16 protein-coding genes and 8 tRNA genes are annotated in these 19738 nt (G+C 64.9%); 19 read left to right on the forward strand and 5 right to left on the reverse strand.

The genetic code is table 11. From position 1 onward, the window contains the following. Genes panE through ACQKIE_RS01720 form a run of 3 tightly spaced genes read right to left on the reverse strand, consistent with a single transcriptional unit; the run spans nucleotide 1 to nucleotide 1617 of the window. Complete coding sequence (panE, locus tag ACQKIE_RS01710; protein ID WP_427455169.1) at nucleotides 1-936, reverse strand: 2-dehydropantoate 2-reductase; 936 nt, start codon at nucleotides 934-936, stop codon at nucleotides 1-3. 11 nt (nucleotides 937-947) lie between these two features. Further along, nucleotides 948-1319, reverse strand: coding sequence for an Mth938-like domain-containing protein (locus ACQKIE_RS01715; protein WP_427455171.1), 372 nt, complete (start codon nucleotides 1317-1319; stop codon nucleotides 948-950). Between the two features lie 4 nt (nucleotides 1320-1323). Continuing rightward, complete coding sequence (locus tag ACQKIE_RS01720; RefSeq protein ID WP_167023259.1) at nucleotides 1324-1617, reverse strand: YhbY family RNA-binding protein; 294 nt, start codon at nucleotides 1615-1617, stop codon at nucleotides 1324-1326. An 81-nt stretch (nucleotides 1618-1698) separates the two neighbouring features. Here ACQKIE_RS01720 and rlmE point away from each other — a divergent pair, with 81 nt between their 5' ends. The 9 genes from rlmE to ACQKIE_RS01765 all read left to right on the forward strand — a co-directional run bounded on the left by rlmE (nucleotide 1699) and on the right by ACQKIE_RS01765 (nucleotide 7086). Next, entirely contained in the window at nucleotides 1699-2349 is a 651-nt protein-coding gene (gene rlmE / locus ACQKIE_RS01725; RefSeq protein ID WP_427455174.1) for a 23S rRNA (uridine(2552)-2'-O)-methyltransferase RlmE, read from the forward strand. Further along, nucleotides 2346-4277: an ATP-dependent zinc metalloprotease FtsH gene (gene ftsH, locus ACQKIE_RS01730; RefSeq protein ID WP_427455176.1), complete on the forward strand. Its 1932-nt coding sequence runs from the start codon at nucleotides 2346-2348 to the stop codon at nucleotides 4275-4277. The genes rlmE and ftsH overlap by 4 nt, the downstream gene beginning before the upstream one ends. A 212-nt stretch (nucleotides 4278-4489) precedes the next feature. Beyond that, nucleotides 4490-4566 (forward strand) — tRNA-Arg (locus ACQKIE_RS01735). Nucleotides 4567-4707: 141 nt separating this feature from the next. After that, a tRNA-Pro gene (locus ACQKIE_RS01740) sits at nucleotides 4708-4784 on the forward strand. 24 nt (nucleotides 4785-4808) lie between these two features. Beyond that, nucleotides 4809-4885 (forward strand) — tRNA-Arg (locus ACQKIE_RS01745). Between the two features lie 14 nt (nucleotides 4886-4899). Then, nucleotides 4900-4976, forward strand: a tRNA-His gene (locus ACQKIE_RS01750). A gap of 21 nt (nucleotides 4977-4997) precedes the next feature. After that, nucleotides 4998-5073, forward strand: a tRNA-Lys gene (locus ACQKIE_RS01755). A 159-nt stretch (nucleotides 5074-5232) separates the two neighbouring features. After that, the gene (locus ACQKIE_RS01760; protein ID WP_427455178.1) at nucleotides 5233-6882 is read left to right on the forward strand and encodes a phosphoethanolamine transferase; all 1650 of its coding nucleotides are present in this window, start codon (nucleotides 5233-5235) and stop codon (nucleotides 6880-6882) included. A 119-nt stretch (nucleotides 6883-7001) separates the two neighbouring features. Then, nucleotides 7002-7086 (forward strand) — tRNA-Leu (locus tag ACQKIE_RS01765). A gap of 102 nt (nucleotides 7087-7188) precedes the next feature. On the opposite strand, the gene ACQKIE_RS01770 is transcribed toward ACQKIE_RS01765, so the two are convergent. Next, nucleotides 7189-7374, reverse strand: coding sequence for a hypothetical protein (locus ACQKIE_RS01770; RefSeq protein ID WP_427455180.1), 186 nt, complete (start codon nucleotides 7372-7374; stop codon nucleotides 7189-7191). 137 nt (nucleotides 7375-7511) lie between these two features. Beyond that, nucleotides 7512-8891 carry an MFS transporter gene (locus ACQKIE_RS01775; protein ID WP_427456768.1) on the reverse strand — a complete coding sequence of 460 codons (1380 nt, stop codon included), beginning with the start codon at nucleotides 8889-8891 and terminating at the stop codon, nucleotides 7512-7514. Nucleotides 8892-8990: 99 nt separating this feature from the next. Between ACQKIE_RS01775 and soxR the strand changes: the two genes are divergently transcribed. The 10 genes from soxR (at nucleotide 8991) to fabV (ending at nucleotide 19737) form a co-directional block, all read left to right on the forward strand. After that, nucleotides 8991-9425 (forward strand): redox-sensitive transcriptional activator SoxR, encoded by a 435-nt coding sequence (soxR, locus tag ACQKIE_RS01780; RefSeq protein ID WP_427455182.1) that lies wholly within the window; start codon nucleotides 8991-8993, stop codon nucleotides 9423-9425. A 177-nt stretch (nucleotides 9426-9602) separates the two neighbouring features. After that, entirely contained in the window at nucleotides 9603-10895 is a 1293-nt protein-coding gene (gene tig, locus ACQKIE_RS01785; protein WP_427455184.1) for a trigger factor, read from the forward strand. 53 nt (nucleotides 10896-10948) lie between these two features. Continuing rightward, a complete protein-coding gene (clpP, locus tag ACQKIE_RS01790) occupies nucleotides 10949-11575 on the forward strand; it encodes an ATP-dependent Clp endopeptidase proteolytic subunit ClpP (RefSeq protein WP_371024703.1) in 627 nt (208 codons plus the stop codon). Nucleotides 11576-11679: 104 nt separating this feature from the next. Next, the gene (gene clpX, locus ACQKIE_RS01795) at nucleotides 11680-12975 is read left to right on the forward strand and encodes an ATP-dependent Clp protease ATP-binding subunit ClpX (protein ID WP_427455186.1); all 1296 of its coding nucleotides are present in this window, start codon (nucleotides 11680-11682) and stop codon (nucleotides 12973-12975) included. Between the two features lie 169 nt (nucleotides 12976-13144). Then, entirely contained in the window at nucleotides 13145-15655 is a 2511-nt protein-coding gene (lon, locus tag ACQKIE_RS01800; RefSeq protein WP_427455188.1) for an endopeptidase La, read from the forward strand. Nucleotides 15656-15988: 333 nt separating this feature from the next. Beyond that, nucleotides 15989-16261 carry an HU family DNA-binding protein gene (locus ACQKIE_RS01805; protein ID WP_072321387.1) on the forward strand — a complete coding sequence of 91 codons (273 nt, stop codon included), beginning with the start codon at nucleotides 15989-15991 and terminating at the stop codon, nucleotides 16259-16261. Between the two features lie 16 nt (nucleotides 16262-16277). Continuing rightward, a tRNA-Val gene (locus tag ACQKIE_RS01810) sits at nucleotides 16278-16352 on the forward strand. Between the two features lie 9 nt (nucleotides 16353-16361). Continuing rightward, nucleotides 16362-16438: transfer RNA gene (locus ACQKIE_RS01815), tRNA-Asp, on the forward strand. A gap of 60 nt (nucleotides 16439-16498) precedes the next feature. Then, the gene (locus tag ACQKIE_RS01820) at nucleotides 16499-18409 is read left to right on the forward strand and encodes a SurA N-terminal domain-containing protein (protein WP_427455190.1); all 1911 of its coding nucleotides are present in this window, start codon (nucleotides 16499-16501) and stop codon (nucleotides 18407-18409) included. A gap of 122 nt (nucleotides 18410-18531) precedes the next feature. Beyond that, nucleotides 18532-19737 (forward strand): enoyl-ACP reductase FabV, encoded by a 1206-nt coding sequence (gene fabV / locus ACQKIE_RS01825; RefSeq protein WP_427455192.1) that lies wholly within the window; start codon nucleotides 18532-18534, stop codon nucleotides 19735-19737. Nucleotide 19738 lies beyond the last annotated feature (1 nt).

The following is a 19738-nucleotide window of genomic DNA, read 5'->3' on the forward strand; positions in this document are numbered from 1 at the left end:
CTACAGTTCGCGCTTTTGCCGTGCTTCGAACGCCTGCAGGTGCGCGTACGCCACCTCCAGCATGGTCGCTGCCACGCCCGCATCGCGCGCGCGGCGAAGCATGTCGCCCACGATGTGGTCGGACTCGATGCGCTGCCCCGCTTCGAGGTCGCGCAGCATCGACGCGGTGAGCGGCGACCCTTCTTGCGTCAGTGTCTTCCACGCGAAGGCGCGCGCGTTGTCGGGCACGGCGTGATGCGAAGCTCGAGCCACGGCCAGGCATTCCTCGTACATGCGCTCGATGAGATGGCGCCCATCGCCCGTGGCGACGATGTCGCCGACGCTGGCGCGGAACAGGCACGTGCTACCCGCCAAGGTGGCGAGGAAGGCGAACTTCGCCCAGAGGTCGCGCTGGATGTCGTCGGAGTGTTTGTGGTCGACGTTCGCCGTGGCGAAGGCCTGGGCGATGGCGGCGCAGCGCCCGCCATGTTCCTGCCCGTCGCGCTCGCCAAAGGTGACCGAGGCACCGTTGCCGAAGTGGAGGATCTCGCCATCGGGCCCCTTGGCCGCGCTGATCACGCAAAGTCCGCCGAGCACGCGGTCCGGCCCGAAGCGGTTATCGAGAGTCGGGTAGTGCGCCAGGCCGTTGAGGACCGGCAGCACGGCGGTGGTCTCGCCCACCGCGGGATCGATCGCTTCGATGGCGGAATGGAGGTCGTAGGCCTTGCACGACAGGAGGACGAGGTCGAAGGGGCCGGCGTCCGAGACGGTGTCGGCGACAACATGCCTCACCCGCACCGTCGCATCGCCGAACGGGCTGCGGATCACCAACCCTTTCGCATCCAGTACCTTGGCGCGCTCCGGGCGAACCAGGAACGTGACGTCGAGCCCCGCCTGGGCGAGCCGACCGCCGAAATATCCGCCGGTGCCGCCGGCACCAAGGACGAGGATGCGCATGGGCTATGCCCTCAGGGGAGGATGAATGCGGCCAGGACCTTCCGGCCTTCGCCGGCGAGGAGGCTGTAGGTGCGGGCGGCGGACCCATTGGACATGGCTTCCACGCCGATCCCCCGCTTCAGGAACCCGGCCATGACCTCGGCCGGCGGGAATACCTGGCGTTGCCCCGTGCCCAGCAGGACCAGTTCCGGCCCGAGGGCGGCGATTTTCTCGACGTCGGCCAGGGTGAGGTGCCGGGCATCGGTGATGCCCCAGTCCTCGACCACCTGTTCCGGTGTCAAAAGGATGCTCTTGTGGAAGTCGCGGTCGACCACCGTGACCGTGTCGGCGCCCACGCGGCGCACGAAGAGGTATTCGCCGGGATGTTCGAACGACAGGTCCATGGGGTCACCGGGGCAGGGCGAGCTTCGGATCCTGCTCGTTGCGACGGAACAGGACCACGACGTGGCCGATCTCCTGGACTGTTTCCGCACCGGTCTGGCCGGTGAGGAAGGCGATCTGCTCCTGACGCTCGTCCTTGTCGCCCCCGGAAAGCTTCACCTTGACCAGCTCGTGGATGTCCAGGGCCTGGCCGAGCTCCTTGGCGACGGCCTCGGTGGCCCCCTTGTTGCCCAGGAGGATGACGGGGCGGAGGTCGTGGGCGAGGCTGCGCAGGTAGCGGCGCTGTGTTGGGGAGAGCATGCGTTCAGTTTGGGTTCGCGGCGGATAGGCGGCAAAGGGTATCATGCGTGGCTCGCCCACTTCTTCCCGCGGGTCCACCCGATGTCACGCAGCAAGAGCAGTTCCCGCTGGCTTCGGGAGCATTTCGACGACGTTTACGTGAAGCGCGCCCAGGCCGAGGGCCTGCGTTCGCGCGCCGTATTCAAGCTCGAGGAGCTCATCGACCGCGACCGCCTGATCAAGCACGGCATGACCGTCGTCGACCTGGGCGCCGCCCCCGGCGGGTGGTCGCAGCTGGCCCGCCAGCGCCTCGGGGACACGGGCAAGGTCATCGCCCTGGACATCCTCCCCATGGCGGGACTGGCGGGCGTGGACTTCATGCAGGGCGATTTCCGCGAGGAGTCGGTCCTGCGGGAATTGGAAAGCAAGCTGGAAGGTCAGAAGGTCGATCTTGTCCTGTCGGACATGGCCCCCAATATGTCCGGTGTGGCACTCGCCGACCAGATCCGCGCCATGGACCTCTGTGACCTGGCCCGCCAGTTCAGCCTGGACTGGCTGAAGCCGGGGGGGTCATTCCTCGTGAAACTGTTCCAGGGGGCGGGATTCGATGAGTACCTTAAGAACTTGCGCGCGGACTTCAGTCGCGTGACGATGCGTAAACCGAAGGCCTCCCGCGCACGTTCGCGAGAGGTCTATGCGCTGGCGACCGGACTGAAGTCCGCGTCCCGGCAACCTGGCGAGAACCGCGCATGAATGAGATGGCAAAAAACCTGTTGCTCTGGCTGATCATCGCGGTGGTCCTCCTGACCGTGTTCCAGACCTTCAACCCGCATGGCGGCTCGTCGCAGGACATGTCCTACACGACCTTCGCCCAGCAGGTGGATAACGGGAATGTCGCCAGCGGCACCATTACCTCCACCGCTCCGCCGACGATCACCGGCAAGCTGAAGGACGGCGGCGCCTACCGAACCGTGGTGCCGGTGGTGGGCCTCTCCACCAGCGACCTCGTCAAGACGATGCGCGACAAGGGCGTCGAATTGCGGCAGGAGCCGGCCGACAACGGCTTCTCCCTGATCGGCCTGCTGTTCAACTGGCTGCCCATCATCATTTTCGTGGCCGTGCTTATCTGGTTCATGCGCCAGATGCAGGCGGGCTCGGGTGGCCGTGGCGCCATGAGCTTCGGCCGCTCGCGCGCCAAGTTGCAGGGTGAAGACCAGGTCAAGGTGAACTTCAGTGACGTCGCCGGCTGCGACGAGGCGAAAGAGGAAGTGGGCGAGCTCGTCGAATTCCTCCGCGATCCCGGTAAGTTCCAGAAGCTCGGCGGCAAGATCCCGCGCGGCGTGCTGATGGTCGGTCCGCCCGGTACCGGCAAGACGTTGCTTGCCAAGGCCATCGCCGGCGAGGCCAAGGTGCCGTTCTTCTCGATCTCCGGCTCCGACTTCGTCGAGATGTTCGTCGGCGTCGGCGCCAGCCGCGTGCGCGACATGTTCGAGCAGGCGAAGAAGCACGCCCCCTGCATCATCTTCATCGACGAGATCGACGCCGTCGGCCGCCATCGCGGCGCCGGCATGGGCGGCGGTCACGACGAGCGCGAACAGACCCTCAACCAGCTGCTGGTCGAGATGGATGGTTTCGAAGGCACCGAGGGCATCATCGTCATCGCGGCCACCAACCGTCCGGACGTGCTCGATCCGGCACTGCTGCGTCCCGGCCGCTTCGACCGGCAGGTCGTGGTGGGCCTCCCGGACGTGAAGGGCCGCGAGCAGATCCTCAAGGTCCACATGCGCAAGGTGCCCACCGCGACCGACGTCGACGCGATGACCATCGCGCGCGGCACGCCCGGTTTCTCGGGCGCCGACCTCGCCAACCTCGTGAACGAGGCCGCACTGTTCGCCGCTCGCGAGAACGCCCGCGAAGTGCGCATGAGCCACATGGATCGCGCGCGCGACAAGATCCTCATGGGTGCGGAACGTCGCTCCATGGCGATGAACGACGAAGAGAAGCGTCTCACGGCGTACCACGAGGCCGGCCACGCGATCATCGGCCGCCTCGTGCCCGAGCATGATCCGGTCTACAAGGTCACCATCATTCCGCGCGGCCGTGCGCTGGGCGTGACGATGTACCTGCCGGAAGGCGACCGCTACAGCCTCAACAAGGTGGCGATCGAATCGCAGCTTTGCTCGCTGTACGGCGGCCGTGTCGCGGAGGAGATCATCTTCGGCCACGACCGGATTACGACCGGTGCCTCCAACGACATCGAGCGCGCGACCAAGATGGCGCGCAACATGGCGACGAAATGGGGCCTGTCCGACGAACTCGGTCCGGTGACCTACGGCGAGGAAGAAGACGAGGTCTTCATCGGCCGGTCGGTCACGCAGCACAAGAGCGTGTCCAACGAGACGGCGCGGAAGATCGACGAAGTCGTGCGCACCATCCTCGACCGCGCGTATGCGCGCAGCAAGGACCTGCTGACGACCAACATCGACAAGCTCCACGTCATGGCCGAGGCGCTGCTGCAGTACGAGACGATCGACGCGCGTCAGATCGACGACATCATGAACGGGCGAGAGCCTGGCCCGCCGGCCGACTGGCAGAAGCCCGGTTCCACGCCGCCGCCGCCTCCGCGCGGTGACGCCGGTCCGGCACCGGACAAGGTCGGCAAGCCGGCGACGCAGTTGTAAAAGGGAAGGGCGGCCATCGTGCCGCCCTTTTCGTTGGAAGGAGGCATAACTGGCGCTGCGTTTTGGACTGCCGTTTGCCGCGTTGTTACCGATTCGCGAAAAAAAAGATGCAAAAAGTGTTGACGCCCACGCCGGATATCTGAATAATTCCGCTTCTCGGCACGGCGCTAACGCCTCACGGCGATAGTCACCGGGTCAACGGTTTAAAGTGTGCGCCCGTAGCTCAGTTGGATAGAGTACCAGGCTACGAACTTGGTGGTCGGGAGTTCGAATCTCTCCGGGCGCACCATCTTTAAGCAAGACCATCGCGCTTGCGCGGCGGTCGCGGTAGTTGAAAGTGTGGTGTGTTCATACGGATTGACGGGCTTGGCTTTGACCCGTAACATTTGAAGGCTTCACCCCAGTAGTATCGGGATGGTGCTTGAAGTTTCGGGGTATAGCTCAGTCTGGTAGAGCGCCAGCTTTGGGAGCTGGATGTCGGGGGTTCGAATCCCTCTGCCCCGACCAGTTGGCGTTCTACGTACAGTGCCTGCGCCTGTAGCTCAACCGGATAGAGCATCGGCCTTCTAAGCCGACGGTTGCAGGTTCGATTCCTGTCGGGCGCGCCAAATGGTGTTTTATGGTGGGCGTAGCTCAGCTGGTTAGAGTACCGGATTGTGATTCCGGATGTCGTGGGTTCGAGTCCCATCGTCCACCCCACTTACAACGCAAGTTTCAAACGGGCCGTTAGCTCAGTTGGTAGAGCAGTTGACTCTTAATCAATTGGTCGTAAGTTCGAATCTTACACGGCCCACCAATTCGAAGGCGCTCAGGGGAACCTGAGCGCCTTTTCCTTATCGGTCCTGGGGAGGGCCGACGGACAGGCCGTTGAAAGTCGACGCGACGACGATGGCGGCACTGTCGATCTCACGTCTTCACGCGCTCGCGATCGTGCCGGGCCAACAGGGAACCCGGAATGATCGTTCAAGACCAAGTGGCAGACGGCCACGCGAAGCGGGCGCTGCCAGCCTTGCTGCTGGGCGCCATCGTCGCCGTGTATATCCTCGCCGTGCTCAATCGCAGCCTTTGGTCGGAGCTGCAGGCGGCACTGTCCGCATCGCGGCACATGGACGGATTCTGGGCCCTGAGTGTGACAGTCTGTTGTCGGCTGGTCGGCAACCTCGTCATGATCCTCGCCCTGGTGACATGGCCGCGCATCGGCAAGGTGCTTCTCGCCGTGCTGGTCCTGGTATCGGCCGCGAGCGCCTATTACGCCCAGACCTTCGGCGTGCGGCTCAACGAAGAGATCGTCCAGAGCATCTTCGAGACGCAACGCGCCGAAGCGGCGGCGATGATCACCACCGGCTCCGTCGGCTGGATCGTGCTGTTCGGCGTGGTGCCCGCGGTGCTCGTGCTGCTGGTGCCGCTGCGATTCATGCCGACGTGGCGAAGCCTCGGTTGGCGCGCCGTCATCATCCTGGGTGCCGCGGGCCTGATGTTCCTGCCGCCGCTCTTCGCCGGGCGCAACTACGTCTACTTCGAGCGCAATCATCGCGGCATGTACGACGTCTTCAATCCGTACGCGGCCCTGAGCGGTACCTTCCACTATTTGCAGCGCGACGTCTTCCGCCGGAAGCACGCGATGGTACCCATCGGTACCGATGCCGCGCTCGCACCGGGTGCCGCGGCGGCCGGTCGTAAACGCGTGGTCGTGCTCGTGGTGGGCGAGACCGCGCGGGCGGAGAACCAGTCGCTCCAGGGCTACGCGCGCGAAACGAATCCGGAAATGAAGCGCGCCGGTGCGATTTACTTCAGCGATGCCTGGTCGTGCGGAACGGCGACCACCGTCTCGGTTCCCTGCATGTTCTCGAACATGACCCGGGCAAAGTTCGACAAGCCCGTGGCAAAGGCGCATTGGAATGCCCTCGATGTCTTGCAGCACGCCGGCGTCGACGTGTATTGGCGCGACAATGACGAAGGCTGCAAGGACGTCTGCCTGCGCGTCCCCAATGACGACCTTACCGATGCGAAGGTCGACGGCTTGTGCGACGCGGACGGCTGCCTGGACGAGGTACTGGTGACCGACCTGCCGCAGCGCCTGGCAAGGATGCGCTCGCCGGCGTTACTCGTGTTGCACATCAAGGGGAGTCATGGCCCGGCGTACTTCCAGCGCTACCCGAAGACGTTCGCCGTTTTCGGGCCCGGTTGCGATACGGCGGAGGTGCAGACGTGCAGCTACGCGCAAACCGTGGCGAGCTATGACAACACGATCCTTTATACCGACCACATCCTCGGCAAGGTCGTGGATGCGTTGAAGGCGGCACCCGAGATCGACAGCGCGATGATGTACCTGTCCGACCATGGCGAATCGCTCGGCGAGAACGACATCTACCTGCACGGCGCGGACTGGGCGACGGGGCCGACCCAGCAGAAGCACATCCCGATGCTGATGTGGCTGTCGCCATCGTGGGTGCGCGACCGTGGCGTGAACCTCGACTGCATGAACCGCCGGCGCGTGCAGCCCGCAAGCCAGGACAACCTCTTCCACACGTTGCTGGGATTCTTCGGCACGCAGACGACGGTCTACGACCCGAATCTGGACCTGCTCGCCGGCTGCCGGGCCTGAGTCGAGTCTCCATGGCCTCTGCGAGCCCTTTGCCCTCGGCGCAGGGAAGGGCGCCGCGCCTAGGTTCTCAAAGCCCTTTGTGGACCCGCGCCCGCCAGCCGCCTAGAATGGCGCGGCGCGCGAGAGTGGCGGAATTGGTAGACGCACCAGATTTAGGTTCTGACGCCGCAAGGCGTGCGGGTTCGAGTCCCGCCTCTCGCACCAGCGCATTTTTCCGCCGGTCGGATTTTTCCGGGCGTTGCGATGGGAAACAACAAACCCGCTGGAGACGAGCGCGTTTTCGACATGCTCGGGAATTGCTGAGCGCTACATGGCGCTCATCAGCTTGAACAGAGCGAAGGCAGCGGCAAAGACGCCACCAGCGGCAACGAAGGGATACCAGCGCGCCTCGGCGTTGATTTTCGCGGTTTCGGCCATGAGCTTGCCGATTTCTGCGCGGATTTTTTCTCGGTCGTCTGCGTTCATCGGTCTACTGGGCGGCTTGCGGTACATCCGTGCTCCTAGCGTATCACTGCGGTTCGTCGGCGGCATTCCTGATGCCTTTTCCCGTGAACTTTACAGCGCGATACGATGCGAGTCCGTCGGCGACGGCCGCGACTAGCGCAGATAAGTCGCTCGGCACGCTGCGGCTACACACGCGGCTCGACGCGCCGCGCCACAACCGTTCCCACGACGGCCAGCGTCACGGTGATGGCAAAGTTAGCCGCGAACGCCGCGGTGTCCGAAAGATCGAGCAACGCGGCGAACAACGAACCGCCGATCGCCAGCGTCGTCGCGACCATCAACGATTCGCATAGCTGCAGCGCGGAACTGTTCGTGCCCTGCTCATGCTCGCCCGACATCGATAGCGCGAGCACCGCGACGGTGCCGTAGAGCATGCCCATGCCGAGGCCGGTGAGCAGCCAGCCGGCGACGGATGCCGCGACGGGCATCCATGCGAACGTGCTCAGTGCGGCGGTCAACGACCCGATCACCATCAACGCCGTGCCACGCCGGAGCAGCGTCTGCCGCGACACCTTCGCGTAGTGGCCCTGGTACCACGAACCCGAAAACCAGCCGATGGCGCCCACGCTGATGCCGATGCCGGACCACATCGGCGACAGGCCGTGCTCGCGCGAGAACGCGAGGGGCAGGAACGCCTCGGTGCCGAAGAACGCGGATGCCGCCACACCGCGCAACGCGATGACCGCGGGAAGCCCGCGGGCGGCGCGCAGCGTGCCCGGCGGGAGCAGGCGCTTGCCGCAAACCACCAGGAGCGCGATGGCGGGAAGGAAGATCGATGTCGCCAGCCACCCCCGTTCCTGCCCGGCGACGAACAGGAGGCAGACGCCCAGCGACGCGCCGACGGCGTTCGCCATGGTGCGCGTCGTCTCCGCGCCGGCCACGCCGCGTGGCTCGCCCAGGGAGCGCAAGGCACCCCGAAGAAGCGCCGCGGCGGGAATGGCCAGGAGGGGCACCGCGAGGAAGACCCAGCGCCAGCCGACGTGCTCGACGATGGCGCCGCTGACTGCAGGACCGATGAGTGCCGGGACGACCCATCCGGCCGAGAAGGAGGCGAAGACCTTTGGTCTCAGCGATTCGGGATACAGCCGGCCGACGATGACGTACAAGGCCGGAGAAAGACAGCCCGCCCCCAAGCCCTGGACCAGTCGCCCGATGAGCAGGGTTGGCATGTCGTGGGCGAACCCCGCTACCAGCAGCCCGGCGACAAACCCGCTCAGCCCTGTCCACATGGCCGGAGCAGGCCCTTTCCTGTCGCTCCAGCGACCGGACAAGGTCATGCCGATAACGCTCGTGGCGAGGACGCCGCCGAAGGCGAGCGCGTAGGCCTTGAGGCCATTGAGCTCCCGTGCCACCGTCGGCATGGCCGTCGTGACGGCCAGGGCCTCGAACGCGATCAGCGAAATCAGCGCCACCATGCCGACGGTGGCCGCCCGGTAGGGCGGGGCGAGGATGCTGTCCGTCGGGCGTGCCGGGTTGGCCAGGAGGTCGGGTTCGGACGTTCCCACGTTCATCGGGTTCCTTGTGAAGCAGGCGAGTTTCGCATGCTTGCGCGTGTCGGGAGGAAGGCGCAGGATGCGACCTCAACTATTGTTGAGGTCAAGTGGATGCGTGAGCTGAGCGTGGGCGAGGCGGCGAAGCGGGCGGGAGTGGCCGTGTCGGCCCTGCATTTCTACGAGCGGAAGGGCTTGATCCGGAGCTTGCGTACGGCCGGCAACCAGCGACGCTACGGCGCGGACGTCCTGCGCCGGATCGCGGTGATCCGGGTCGCCCAGCGCGTGGGCATCCCGCTGGAGGCCGTCCGCCGGGCGTTTGGCAGTCTTCCGGACGAACGGACACCCACGCGTGAGGAATGGGCCCGGATGTCCGCGGCCTGGCATGGCGAGCTGGAGGAACGCATCGCCCAGCTGGTGAACCTGAAGGATCGGCTGACGGACTGCATTGGTTGCGGCTGCCTGTCCCTGACGGCCTGCACCCTGGCTAATCCGGGCGATTCGCTGGCAGCGGAGGGGGGCGGTCCAAGGCGGTGGGAGTCCCTCTGAGGCAGGTTGCGGCGGTAGGAGGGCAAAACGTAGAATGGGCAGTCATTTGCGGGGTTTTTCGCCGCTGGGGAGCAGGTCGCGGCGGCCAGCCCGGCATGCGCGGTGAATTCCATTGTTTCGGTTACGGCGACGGATGGTCGCCATCGCGCCACGTCCGTGGTGGTTTCAGGAGAGGTCATGCAGGTTTCGGTTGAGAATGTCGGCAAGCTCGGGCGCAAGCTCACGGTGAAGTTCCCGGCAGAGCGTCTCGAGACGCAGGTGAGCGAGCGCATCGCTGAAATGGGCCGCACGGTGCGCCTCAAGGGCTTCCGTCCCGGCAAGGTGCCGACCAACGTGATCAAGCAGCGCTTCGGCGCGCAGGTCCGTGGCGAGGCCCTCTCGGACCTCATCGGCAGCACGCTGCGCGAGGCGTTCCAGCAGGAGAAGCTGCAGCCGATCGCCAATCCGTCCGTCGACACCACCGGCAATGCCGAAGGCGGCGAGATTGCCTACACGGCCACCTTCGAGGTGATGCCGGAGTTCCCGGCCATCGACGTGTCGACCATCGAGATCGCTCGTCCGAAGGCCGAGGTCACGGACGCCGATATCGACAAGATGATCGAGACCCTGCGCACCCAGCGTCGCAGCTTCGACGAAGTCACGCGCGCCTCGAAGGAAGGCGACTTCGTGATGTTCGAGTACGCCGCCGCCGCGGGCGACTACCGCTTCCCGGCCGAGGGCCTGGAGCGCGCCGGCAGCGTGCTCGGTTCGGGCACCCTGTTCAAGGCCCTGGACGAGGCCCTGACCGGTCGTAGCGCCGGCGAGGAGCTGGTCCAGGACGTCGCCTTCCCGGAAGACTTCCGCAACCCGGACCTGGCCGGCAAGACCGCCAGCGTCACGTTCAAGATCGTGAAGGTGCAGGAGCCGAACCTGCCGGCCGTGGACGCCGAGTTCGTGAAGATGTTCGGCGTGGTCGACGGCGACATCGAGACCTTCCGCAAGGAGGTCCGCGCCAACCTCGAGCGCGAGCTCAAGGCCACCCTGATGGCTCGCCTGAAGTCGGAAGTGGCCGAAAAGCTGGCCGGTGCCCATCCTGACCTGGACGTGCCGGACCTGATGGCCAACGCCGAGGCCCGCAGCCTGGCCGCCGGCAACCTGCCGCGAGGCCAGGAGCCGAGCGCCGAGATGGTCGCCGAGGCCCTGCCGTTCGCCCGTAAGCGCGTCATCGCGGCTCTCCTGATGGGTGAGATCGCGCGCAAGAACGAACTGCGCCTTGACCGCAAGCGTCTCAACGAGATGCTGGCCGCCATCGCCTCCACCTACGAGGAGCCGGAAAAGGTCATTGAACTGTACAACGGCGACCCCCAACTGATGTCGGGACTGCAGAACCGCGTCATGGAAGACCAGGTGGCCGAGTGGGTGGCGGACAACGCCAAGACCACCGACCAGGCACTGAGCTTCGACGAGGTAATGCGGCCGATCGGCGCCTGAGGCGCCGTTCGTTGTCACTACCGGGCCCCACACGAAGGAGAGACCCCATGTCCATGGCTCCGATCCAGAACCTCAACCTGGTGCCCATCGTCGTCGAACAGACCTCGCGCGGCGAGCGTTCGTACGATATCTACTCGCGCCTGCTCAAGGAGCGCGTGATCTTCGCGGTCGGTCCGGTCGACGACTACATGGCGAACGTCATCGTCGCCCAGCTGCTGTTCCTCGAGTCCGAAAACCCGGACAAGGACATCAGCCTGTACATCAACAGCCCCGGCGGCTCCGTCACCGCGGGCATGGCGATTTACGACACGATGCAGTTCGTGAAGCCGGATGTCAGCACGATGTGCATCGGCCAGGCGGCTTCCATGGGCGCCTTGCTTCTGGCGGCCGGCGCGGCCGGCAAGCGTTATTCGCTGCCGCATTCGCGCATCATGATCCACCAGCCGTGGGCCGGCGGCATTTCCGGCCAGGCGACCGACATCGAGATCCACGCCCGTGAGATTTTGACGATGCGCGAGCGCCTCAACGCGATCCTCGCCAACCACAGCGGCAAGACGGTGGAAGAGATCGCCCGCGATACCGAGCGCGACCGCTTCATGAGCGGGGCGGAAGCCCAGGCTTACGGGCTGATCGACTCGGTGCTCGACAAGCGTACGGTCGATACTGTCCGTTCAGCTTGATTGTACTTTTTCGCTTGTGAAAACCGGCACTTCGCCCCTCCTTCCGGGGGCGGAGTGCTGTGCTATTCTCAAAGCGCACCTGGATTCTCAGTAGGGCCCATAGCATGAGCGACGAGCGGCAGAGCCGTTCCAACGACGGCGGCAAGATTCTTTACTGCTCTTTCTGCGGCAAGAGCCAGCACGAAGTTCGCAAGCTGATCGCTGGTCCCAGCGTGTTCATCTGCGACGAATGCGTCGAGCTGTGCAACGACATCATCCGCGAGGAACTGGAAGAGAAGGCGGCCTCCGGCCGTACCCATCTCCCGAAGCCGCGCGAGATCATGGAGGCGCTCGACCAGTACGTGGTCGGTCAGACGCGCGCCAAGAAGGCGCTGTCGGTCGCCGTGTACAACCACTACAAGCGCATGGAATCGCGCCAGAAGAACGACGACGTCGAGCTTGGCAAGTCCAACATCCTCCTGATCGGTCCCACCGGTTCGGGCAAGACGCTGCTGGCCGAGACGCTGGCGCGGCTGCTCAATGTGCCGTTCACCATCGCGGACGCGACCACGCTGACCGAAGCGGGTTACGTGGGCGAGGACGTCGAGAACATCATCCAGAAGCTCCTGCAGAAGTGCGACTACGACGTCGAGAAGGCGCAGAGCGGTATCGTCTACATCGATGAGATCGACAAGATTTCGCGCAAGAGCGAAAACCCGTCGATCACCCGCGACGTGTCCGGCGAAGGCGTGCAGCAGGCCCTGCTCAAGCTCATCGAGGGCACGCTCGCCTCGGTGCCGCCGCAGGGTGGCCGTAAGCACCCGCAGCAGGAATTCCTGCAGGTCGACACGCGGAACATCCTCTTCATCTGCGGCGGCGCGTTCGCTGGCTTGGAGAAGGTGATCCAGCAGCGTTCCGAGACCACCGGCATCGGCTTCGGGGCTGAAGTGCGTTCGAAGGAGCGCACCGAGAACCTCGGCAAGATGCTGTCGGAAGTCGAGCCGGCGGACCTGGTTCGTTTCGGCCTGATCCCGGAATTCGTCGGCCGCCTGCCGGTCGTGGCGACGCTCGACGAGCTCGACGAGGAAGCACTCGTGCAAATCCTCACCGAGCCGAAGAACGCGGTCACCAAGCAGTTCCGCAAGCTGTTCGACATGGAAGGCGCCGAACTGGAGTTCCGTCCGGAGGCACTGGCCGCCATCGCCCGTCGCGCGCTGAAGCGCAAGACCGGCGCACGCGGACTGCGCACCATCCTGGAGCAGGTCCTGCTCGACACGATGTTCGAACTACCCTCGCTGGAGCACGTCAGCAAGGTCGTGGTCGACGACGCAGTGATCGACGGACAGGCGGAGCCTTACCTCATCTACCGCGGCAACCTGCAGCAGCAGCGTATCGCGGGCGAGGGCGGCGACGCGGCCTGATCCACCGCAAGGGCATCACCGGCGGCCCTGGCGTCCACGACGCCAGGGCCGTTTTTCGTTGCGTGGCGCGCTCTTGATCGATCCTTCGCGAACCACCACTTGACGTGTATGGCGGCTCCGGCGCAGTGTCGAGGCGCGCCCCCACTCACCCGAGGGAAACCCCAACCACATGGCGAAGAATCGCAGCCAAACCACGAGCGGATCCGAGCTGGACCTGTTGCCGGTCCTGCCCCTGCGCGACGTCGTCGTTTACCCGCACATGGTCATTCCGCTGTTCGTGGGTCGCGACAAATCCATGCGCGCGCTGGAGCGGGCGATGGAAGGTGAGCGGCAAATCCTGCTCGTCGCGCAGAAGAGCCCCGACATCGACGATCCAGCCATCGGCGACCTGCACTCGGTCGGCACCCTCGCGGGCGTCCTGCAGTTGCTGAAGCTGCCCGACGGCACCGTCAAGGTGCTCGTCGAAGGCCAGTCGCGCGTGCAGATCGATGCGTTCGAGGACGAAGCCGGCATGATGAGCGGGCGGGCCCGCGTCATCGAGCCCATCTACAGCAATAACGAACGCGAACTCGACGTCGTGTCGCGCTCGCTCGTCTCGTTGTTCGAGCAACTGGTCAAACAGAGCCGCAAGCTCCCGCCGGAAATCCTCGCGACGCTGTCGGGCATCGACGATCCGTCGCGCCTCGCCGATTCCATCGCCGCGCACCTTTCCGTGCGCATGGCGGACAAGCAGCGCGTGCTCGAGACGGCCGACGTCGGCCAGCGCCTGGAACTCCTCATCGGCCTCGTCGATGGTGAAATGGACCTGCAGCAGGTCGAGAAGCGCATCCGCGGCCGCGTGAAGTCGCAGATGGAGAAGAGCCAGCGCGAGTACTACCTCAACGAGCAGATGAAGGCCATCCAGAAGGAACTGGGTGAGGGCGAGGAGGGCGCGAACGAGATCGAGGAACTGCAGAAGAAGATCGACTCTGCCGGCATGCCGACCGCCGTGCTCGCGAAGGCGCGCCAGGAATTCAACAAGCTCAAGCAGATGTCGCCGATGTCCGCCGAGGCCACGGTGGTGCGCAACTACCTCGACTGGGTGGTGGGTGTGCCGTGGAAGAAGCGCAGCAAGGTCCGCAAGGACCTCGCGCTGGCGCAGGAGACCCTCGACGCCGATCACTTCGGGCTCGAGAAGGTGAAGGAGCGCATCCTCGAATACCTCGCCGTGCAGCAGCGCGTGAACACGATGAAGGGCCCGATCCTCTGCCTCGTCGGTCCGCCCGGCGTCGGCAAGACGTCGCTCGGCCAGTCGATTGCGAAGGCGACCAATCGCAAGTTTGTGCGCATGAGCCTCGGTGGCGTGCGCGACGAGGCCGAGATCCGCGGCCATCGCCGTACCTACATCGGCTCCATGCCGGGCCGTATCGTGCAGAACCTCAACAAGGTCGGCACGAAGAACCCGCTGTTCGTGCTCGACGAGATCGACAAGATGTCGATGGACTTCCGTGGCGATCCGTCATCGGCGCTGCTCGAAGTGCTCGATCCGGAACAGAACAACGCATTCAACGACCATTACCTGGAGGTCGATCTCGACCTGTCCGAGGTGATGTGGATCGCCACGGCGAACTCGCTGAACATTCCCGGTCCGCTGCTCGACCGCATGGAAGTGATCCGCATCCCGGGTTACACCGAGGACGAGAAGCTCAATATCGCGCAGAAGTACCTCCTGCCGAAGCAGCTCAAGGCGAACGGCCTGAAGGCCGACGAGCTTGACGTGGGCGAGGATGCGCTGCGCGACATCGTGCGTTACTACACGCGTGAGTCCGGCGTGCGCAACCTGGAGCGCGAGATTTCCAAGATCTGCCGCAAGGTGGTGAAGGAACTGGCGCTGGGTACCGTGCCGGAGAAGGCCAAGGCCAAGCCGGTCAAGGCGAAGGCCGGCAAGAGCAAGGGCAAGGTCGCGGCACCGGGCCATGTCAGCGTTCACGGCGAAAACCTCGACCATTACCTCGGCGTGCGCCGCTTCGATTTCGGTCGGGCGGAACAGCAGAACGAGGTGGGCCTGGTCACCGGTCTCGCCTGGACCCAGGTGGGCGGCGACCTCCTCAGCATCGAGGCCTCGGTGGTCCCGGGCAAGGGTCGGCTGATCCACACCGGCCAGCTCGGCGACGTGATGAAGGAATCGATCCAGGCGGCGCTCAGCGTCGTGCGCGCGAGGGCGGCGGGCCTGGGTATCGAGTCGGACTTCCACGAGAAGCTCGACATCCACATCCACGTGCCGGAGGGCGCCACGCCCAAGGACGGTCCGAGTGCGGGCATCGCCATGTGCACGGCGCTCGTCTCGGCGCTGACGAAGGTGCCGGTGCGCTCCGAGGTGGCCATGACGGGCGAGATCACCCTGCGCGGCCGTGTGTTGCCGATCGGGGGTCTCAAGGAAAAGCTGCTCGCGGCGCATCGCGGCGGCATCACCACGGTGATCATCCCCGAGGAGAACAAGAAGGACCTGGCCGACATTCCGGAGAACATCACCGGCTCGCTCGACATCCATCCGGTGAAGTGGATCGACGAAGTGCTGGACCTCGTCCTCGAACGGCCGATCGGCGTGAAGAAGGCAGGGGACAACGGCAACGCCGTCGAGGTGCCGCGTGCGCAAGGGAAGCGTGGCAAGGGCAAGTCGTCGCCGTCGCTCACGCACTGACCGCTCCATCGTTCCGTGTCACGAACAAGGGCGCACGTAAGTGCGCCCTTTTCGTTTTCGTCGTCCTGTCATCGACACTTCGCGATAATCGTTTTTTGCCTTCCGCGCAAGCCTCCCCGAACGATGCACATGTGCTGAAAGCCTTGGTATTGCTTGTCTTGCGATGGTGGGGGGGCGCTGGTATAAAGGCCACACCGCCATCGCCCGCGCCGCAAGGGCGCACTGGATCGCGGGGTTGTCGAGCTGTCGCCGAAGGTGGCGTTCGCAACCTGACGTCTTCTCGTGAAGGATCGCCGTCCGGCGGTTCGAATTACCTTTGAAGGGAGTTACGTAATGAATAAATCCGAGCTTATCGACGCCATCGCCGAAAAGGCCGAACTGTCGAAGGCCGATGCCGGCCGCGCGCTCCAGGGCCTCATCGAAGCCGTCAAGGACGCCCTGAAGAAGGGTGACGATGTCGCCGTCGTTGGCTTCGGCACCTTCAAGGTGCGCAGCCGTGCCGCCCGCACCGGCCGCAACCCGCGCACCAACGAAGAGATCAAGATCCCCGCCTCGAAGGTCCCGGCCTTCACGGCTGGCAAGGCGCTCAAGGATCACGTAAACTAAACGGTCTTACCGTCGAGGGTGCTTAGCTCAGCGGTAGAGCGTCGCCTTTACACGGCGCTGGTCGGGGGTTCGATCCCCTCAGCACCCACCAGACGGAAGTGGAGTGGTAGTTCAGTCGGTTAGAATGCTGGCCTGTCACGCCGGAGGTCGCGGGTTCGAGTCCCGTCCACTCCGCCATTGGTCCGCAAAGGCGCCCGCGTGGCGCCTTTGTTTTATCTACCTTTCGCGAGTCGCATCATGCTGCAAGCCCTGCGTAACAAGATCCATGGCTGGCCCGCCGCCATCGTCCTCGGAATCTCCGTTTTCGCCGTTGCGTTCTTCGGTATCGAGTCGTACTTCGTCTCGCACGTCGATACCTATGTAGCCAAGGTCGGCGATCACGAGATCTCGCAACAGGACTGGCAGCAGCGACTCAACGAACTCCGCCAGCAGGCCGCGCAGGACCCGCGCTCGCCGTTCACGGCGGCCGACCTCGAAAAGCCCGAACTCAAGCAGCGCGTGCTCGACGGCATGATCAGCCAGGCGCTCCTGCAGAAGGCCAACACGGACCTCGGCCTTGCCGTTTCCGATGTCAGCGTGCGCGACGCGATCGGCAGCGACCCCGGCTTCCAGGTCAACGGCCAGTTCAGCCCCGAGACCTACCGTGCCGTCCTCGCCATGCAGGGCATGAGCCCGGGCATGTACGAGGCGCGGGTGCGCAATTCGCTCGCCACCCAGCTCATTCCGCAGGCCATTTCGAACACCACCCTGGTCAGCGAGGCGGACGTCGATGGCTTCTTCCGGCTGCGCATGCAGCAGCGCGACCTTCGCTTCGTCGAACTGCCGCGTCCTTCGCTCACCGATGCCAACGTGCCGGACAGCGAGATCGAGGCGTTCTACAAGTCGCACATCGCCGACTACACCACGCCGGAACAGGTATCGGTGCAGTACCTGGAAGTGAAGCAGGCCGACCTCAAGCTGGGCGAGCCCACCGACGCGCAGCTGCACGAGTACTACGACAAGTTCAAGCAGCGTTACGCCCAGCCGGAGCAGCGCGAGGCGTCGCACATCCTGGTGAACGTGCCGAAGAACGCCACGCCGGAGCAGCAGAAGGCCGCGCTCGAGAAGGCGAAAAAAATCGCCGCGGAAGCCACGCCTGAAAACTTCGCCAAGCTGGCTGCCGAGAACTCCGACGACCTCGGTTCGAAGCGTGCGGGCGGCGATCTCGGCTGGCTGGAAAAGGGCGTGGCCAACGCCGCCTTCGACACCGCTCTCTTCGGCATGAAGAAGGGCGAGGTCACGAAGGAGCCGGTGCTGTCGCCTGAAGAGGGCTACCACATCATCTGGTTGCGCGACGCTCGCGACGGCGATGCGAAGCCGTTCGCCGAAGTGCGCGCGCAGCTTGCTTCCGACTGGGCGAAGAACGAAGGCGAGCGCCTCTACAACGAGCGCGCCGGCCAGTTGGCCGACCTCGCCGAGCGCAACCCGGGTTCGCTCGAGCCGGCGGCGAAGGAGCTGGGCCTCGAGATCAAGACATCGCCGCTGTTCGGCCGCGAAGGTGGCCCGGGCATTCCGGCCGACCCGAAGTTCGTCGCCGCGGCTTTTGCGGACGACGTCCTGGCGCAGGGCAACAACTCGTCGCTGGTCCAGGTGGACAAGGGCGACGCGGTGGTCATGCACCTCGCCAAGCACAACGCCGCGGCACCGAAGGCGCTTGCCGAGGTCACCGACGCCATCCGCCAGCGCATCCTCGACGAGCGCGTCGACGTCCTGGCGAAGAAGCGCGCGGACGAACTGGCCACTGCACTGACCAAGGGCGGCGACGTGGCCACGCTGGCGAAGGCGCCTGTGCGCACGCTTGCCGGCGTCGACCGCAGCAAGCTCGGCAGCATGACCGATGTGCCGGCCGCGATCCTGCAGCAGGCCTTCACCTTGCCGCACCCGGTGGACGGCAAGCCGAACTGGACCACGGTGAAGACGGACAATGGCGCCTATGCGCTCGTCGCCGTGGACAAGGTCGTGGATGGCGACCCGTCCAAGGTAGAGAAGGCCCAGCGCGATGCGCTGCGCGGGCAGATGATGGACGCGATGGCCCAGGCCGCCACGATGGAATACATCGAGGCGCTGAAGTCCCGCGGCGAGATCAAGATCGCCCAGGACCGCATGTAACAACGAGCGTCCGATCGAAAACCCCTCTCCGGAGGGGTTTTTTTTGCCGTCCGTCCATGCGGAGGCGCATGGCCCGCCGCCGCGTTTACAATGCGCGTCTCACTGCGTCAAAGGGACACCCCGTGATTATCCAGCCCAAGGTCCGCGGCTTTATCTGCACCACCGCACACCCGGTCGGTTGCGCGACGAACGTCGAAGAACAGATTGCCATCACCAAGGCCAGCGGCACGTTTGCCGACGGCCCCAAGAACGTGCTCGTGATCGGCGCCTCCACCGGTTATGGCCTGGCATCGCGTATCACGGCCGCTTTCGGCCACGGCGCGGCAACGCTTGGCGTCTTCTTCGAGAAGCCGTCGAGCGAGACGAAGACGGGTACGGCGGGCTGGTACAACTCCGCGGCGTTCGACAGGCTGGCGCGGGAGGCTGGCCTGTTCAGCCGTTCGATCAATGGCGACGCTTTCGCCGACGAAACGCGCGCCCGCGCTATCGACATCATCAAGAACGAGATGGGCGGCAAGGTCGACCTCGTCGTCTATTCGCTGGCTTCGCCCGTGCGCAAGCTGCCGAAGACGGGCGAAGTCGTGCGTTCCGCGCTCAAGACCATCGGCGAGACGTTCACCGCCTCGTCGGTCGACACGAACAAGGATGCCGTGGTGCAGGCAACGGTCGAGCCGGCGACGGAGCAGGAGATCCAGGACACCGTCACCGTCATGGGTGGCGAGGACTGGGCGCTTTGGATCGACGCGTTGAGCGACGCCGGCGTGCTCGCCAACGACGCCACGACGATCGCGTACAGCTATGTCGGCACCGAGATCACCTGGCCCATTTATTGGCACGGCACGCTCGGCCAGGCAAAACAGCACCTCGACCGCACGGCCAAGGCACTGCGTGAGCGCCATGCCGACAAGGGCCTGCGCTCGTATGTCGGCGTGATGAAGTCGGTAGTGACCCAGGCCAGCTCGGCCATCCCGGTCATTCCGCTTTACGTCTCGATGGTGTTCAAGATCATGAAGGCGAAGGGCATCCACGAGGGCACCATCGAACAGATCAATCGCCTGTTCCATGACCGCCTGTACCGTACGGATGGCGTGGCGCCCGAGACGGACGCCGAAGGCCGTCTGCGCCTCGACGACTGGGAACTGCGCGACGACGTGCAGGGCGAGTGCAAGGCGCTGTGGCCGACCGTCACCACGGAGAACCTCTGGCAGGTCACCGACTATGCCGGCTACAAGCACGACTTCATCAAGCTGTTCGGCTTCGAGGCCAAGGGCGTCGACTACGGCGCCGACGTGAGCCCGGACGTGCAGTGGGACGTCGTGCAGCTTTAAC

This window comes from Luteibacter sp. NPDC031894 (assembly GCF_050273135.1).
Lineage (GTDB): Bacteria > Pseudomonadota > Gammaproteobacteria > Xanthomonadales > Rhodanobacteraceae > Luteibacter.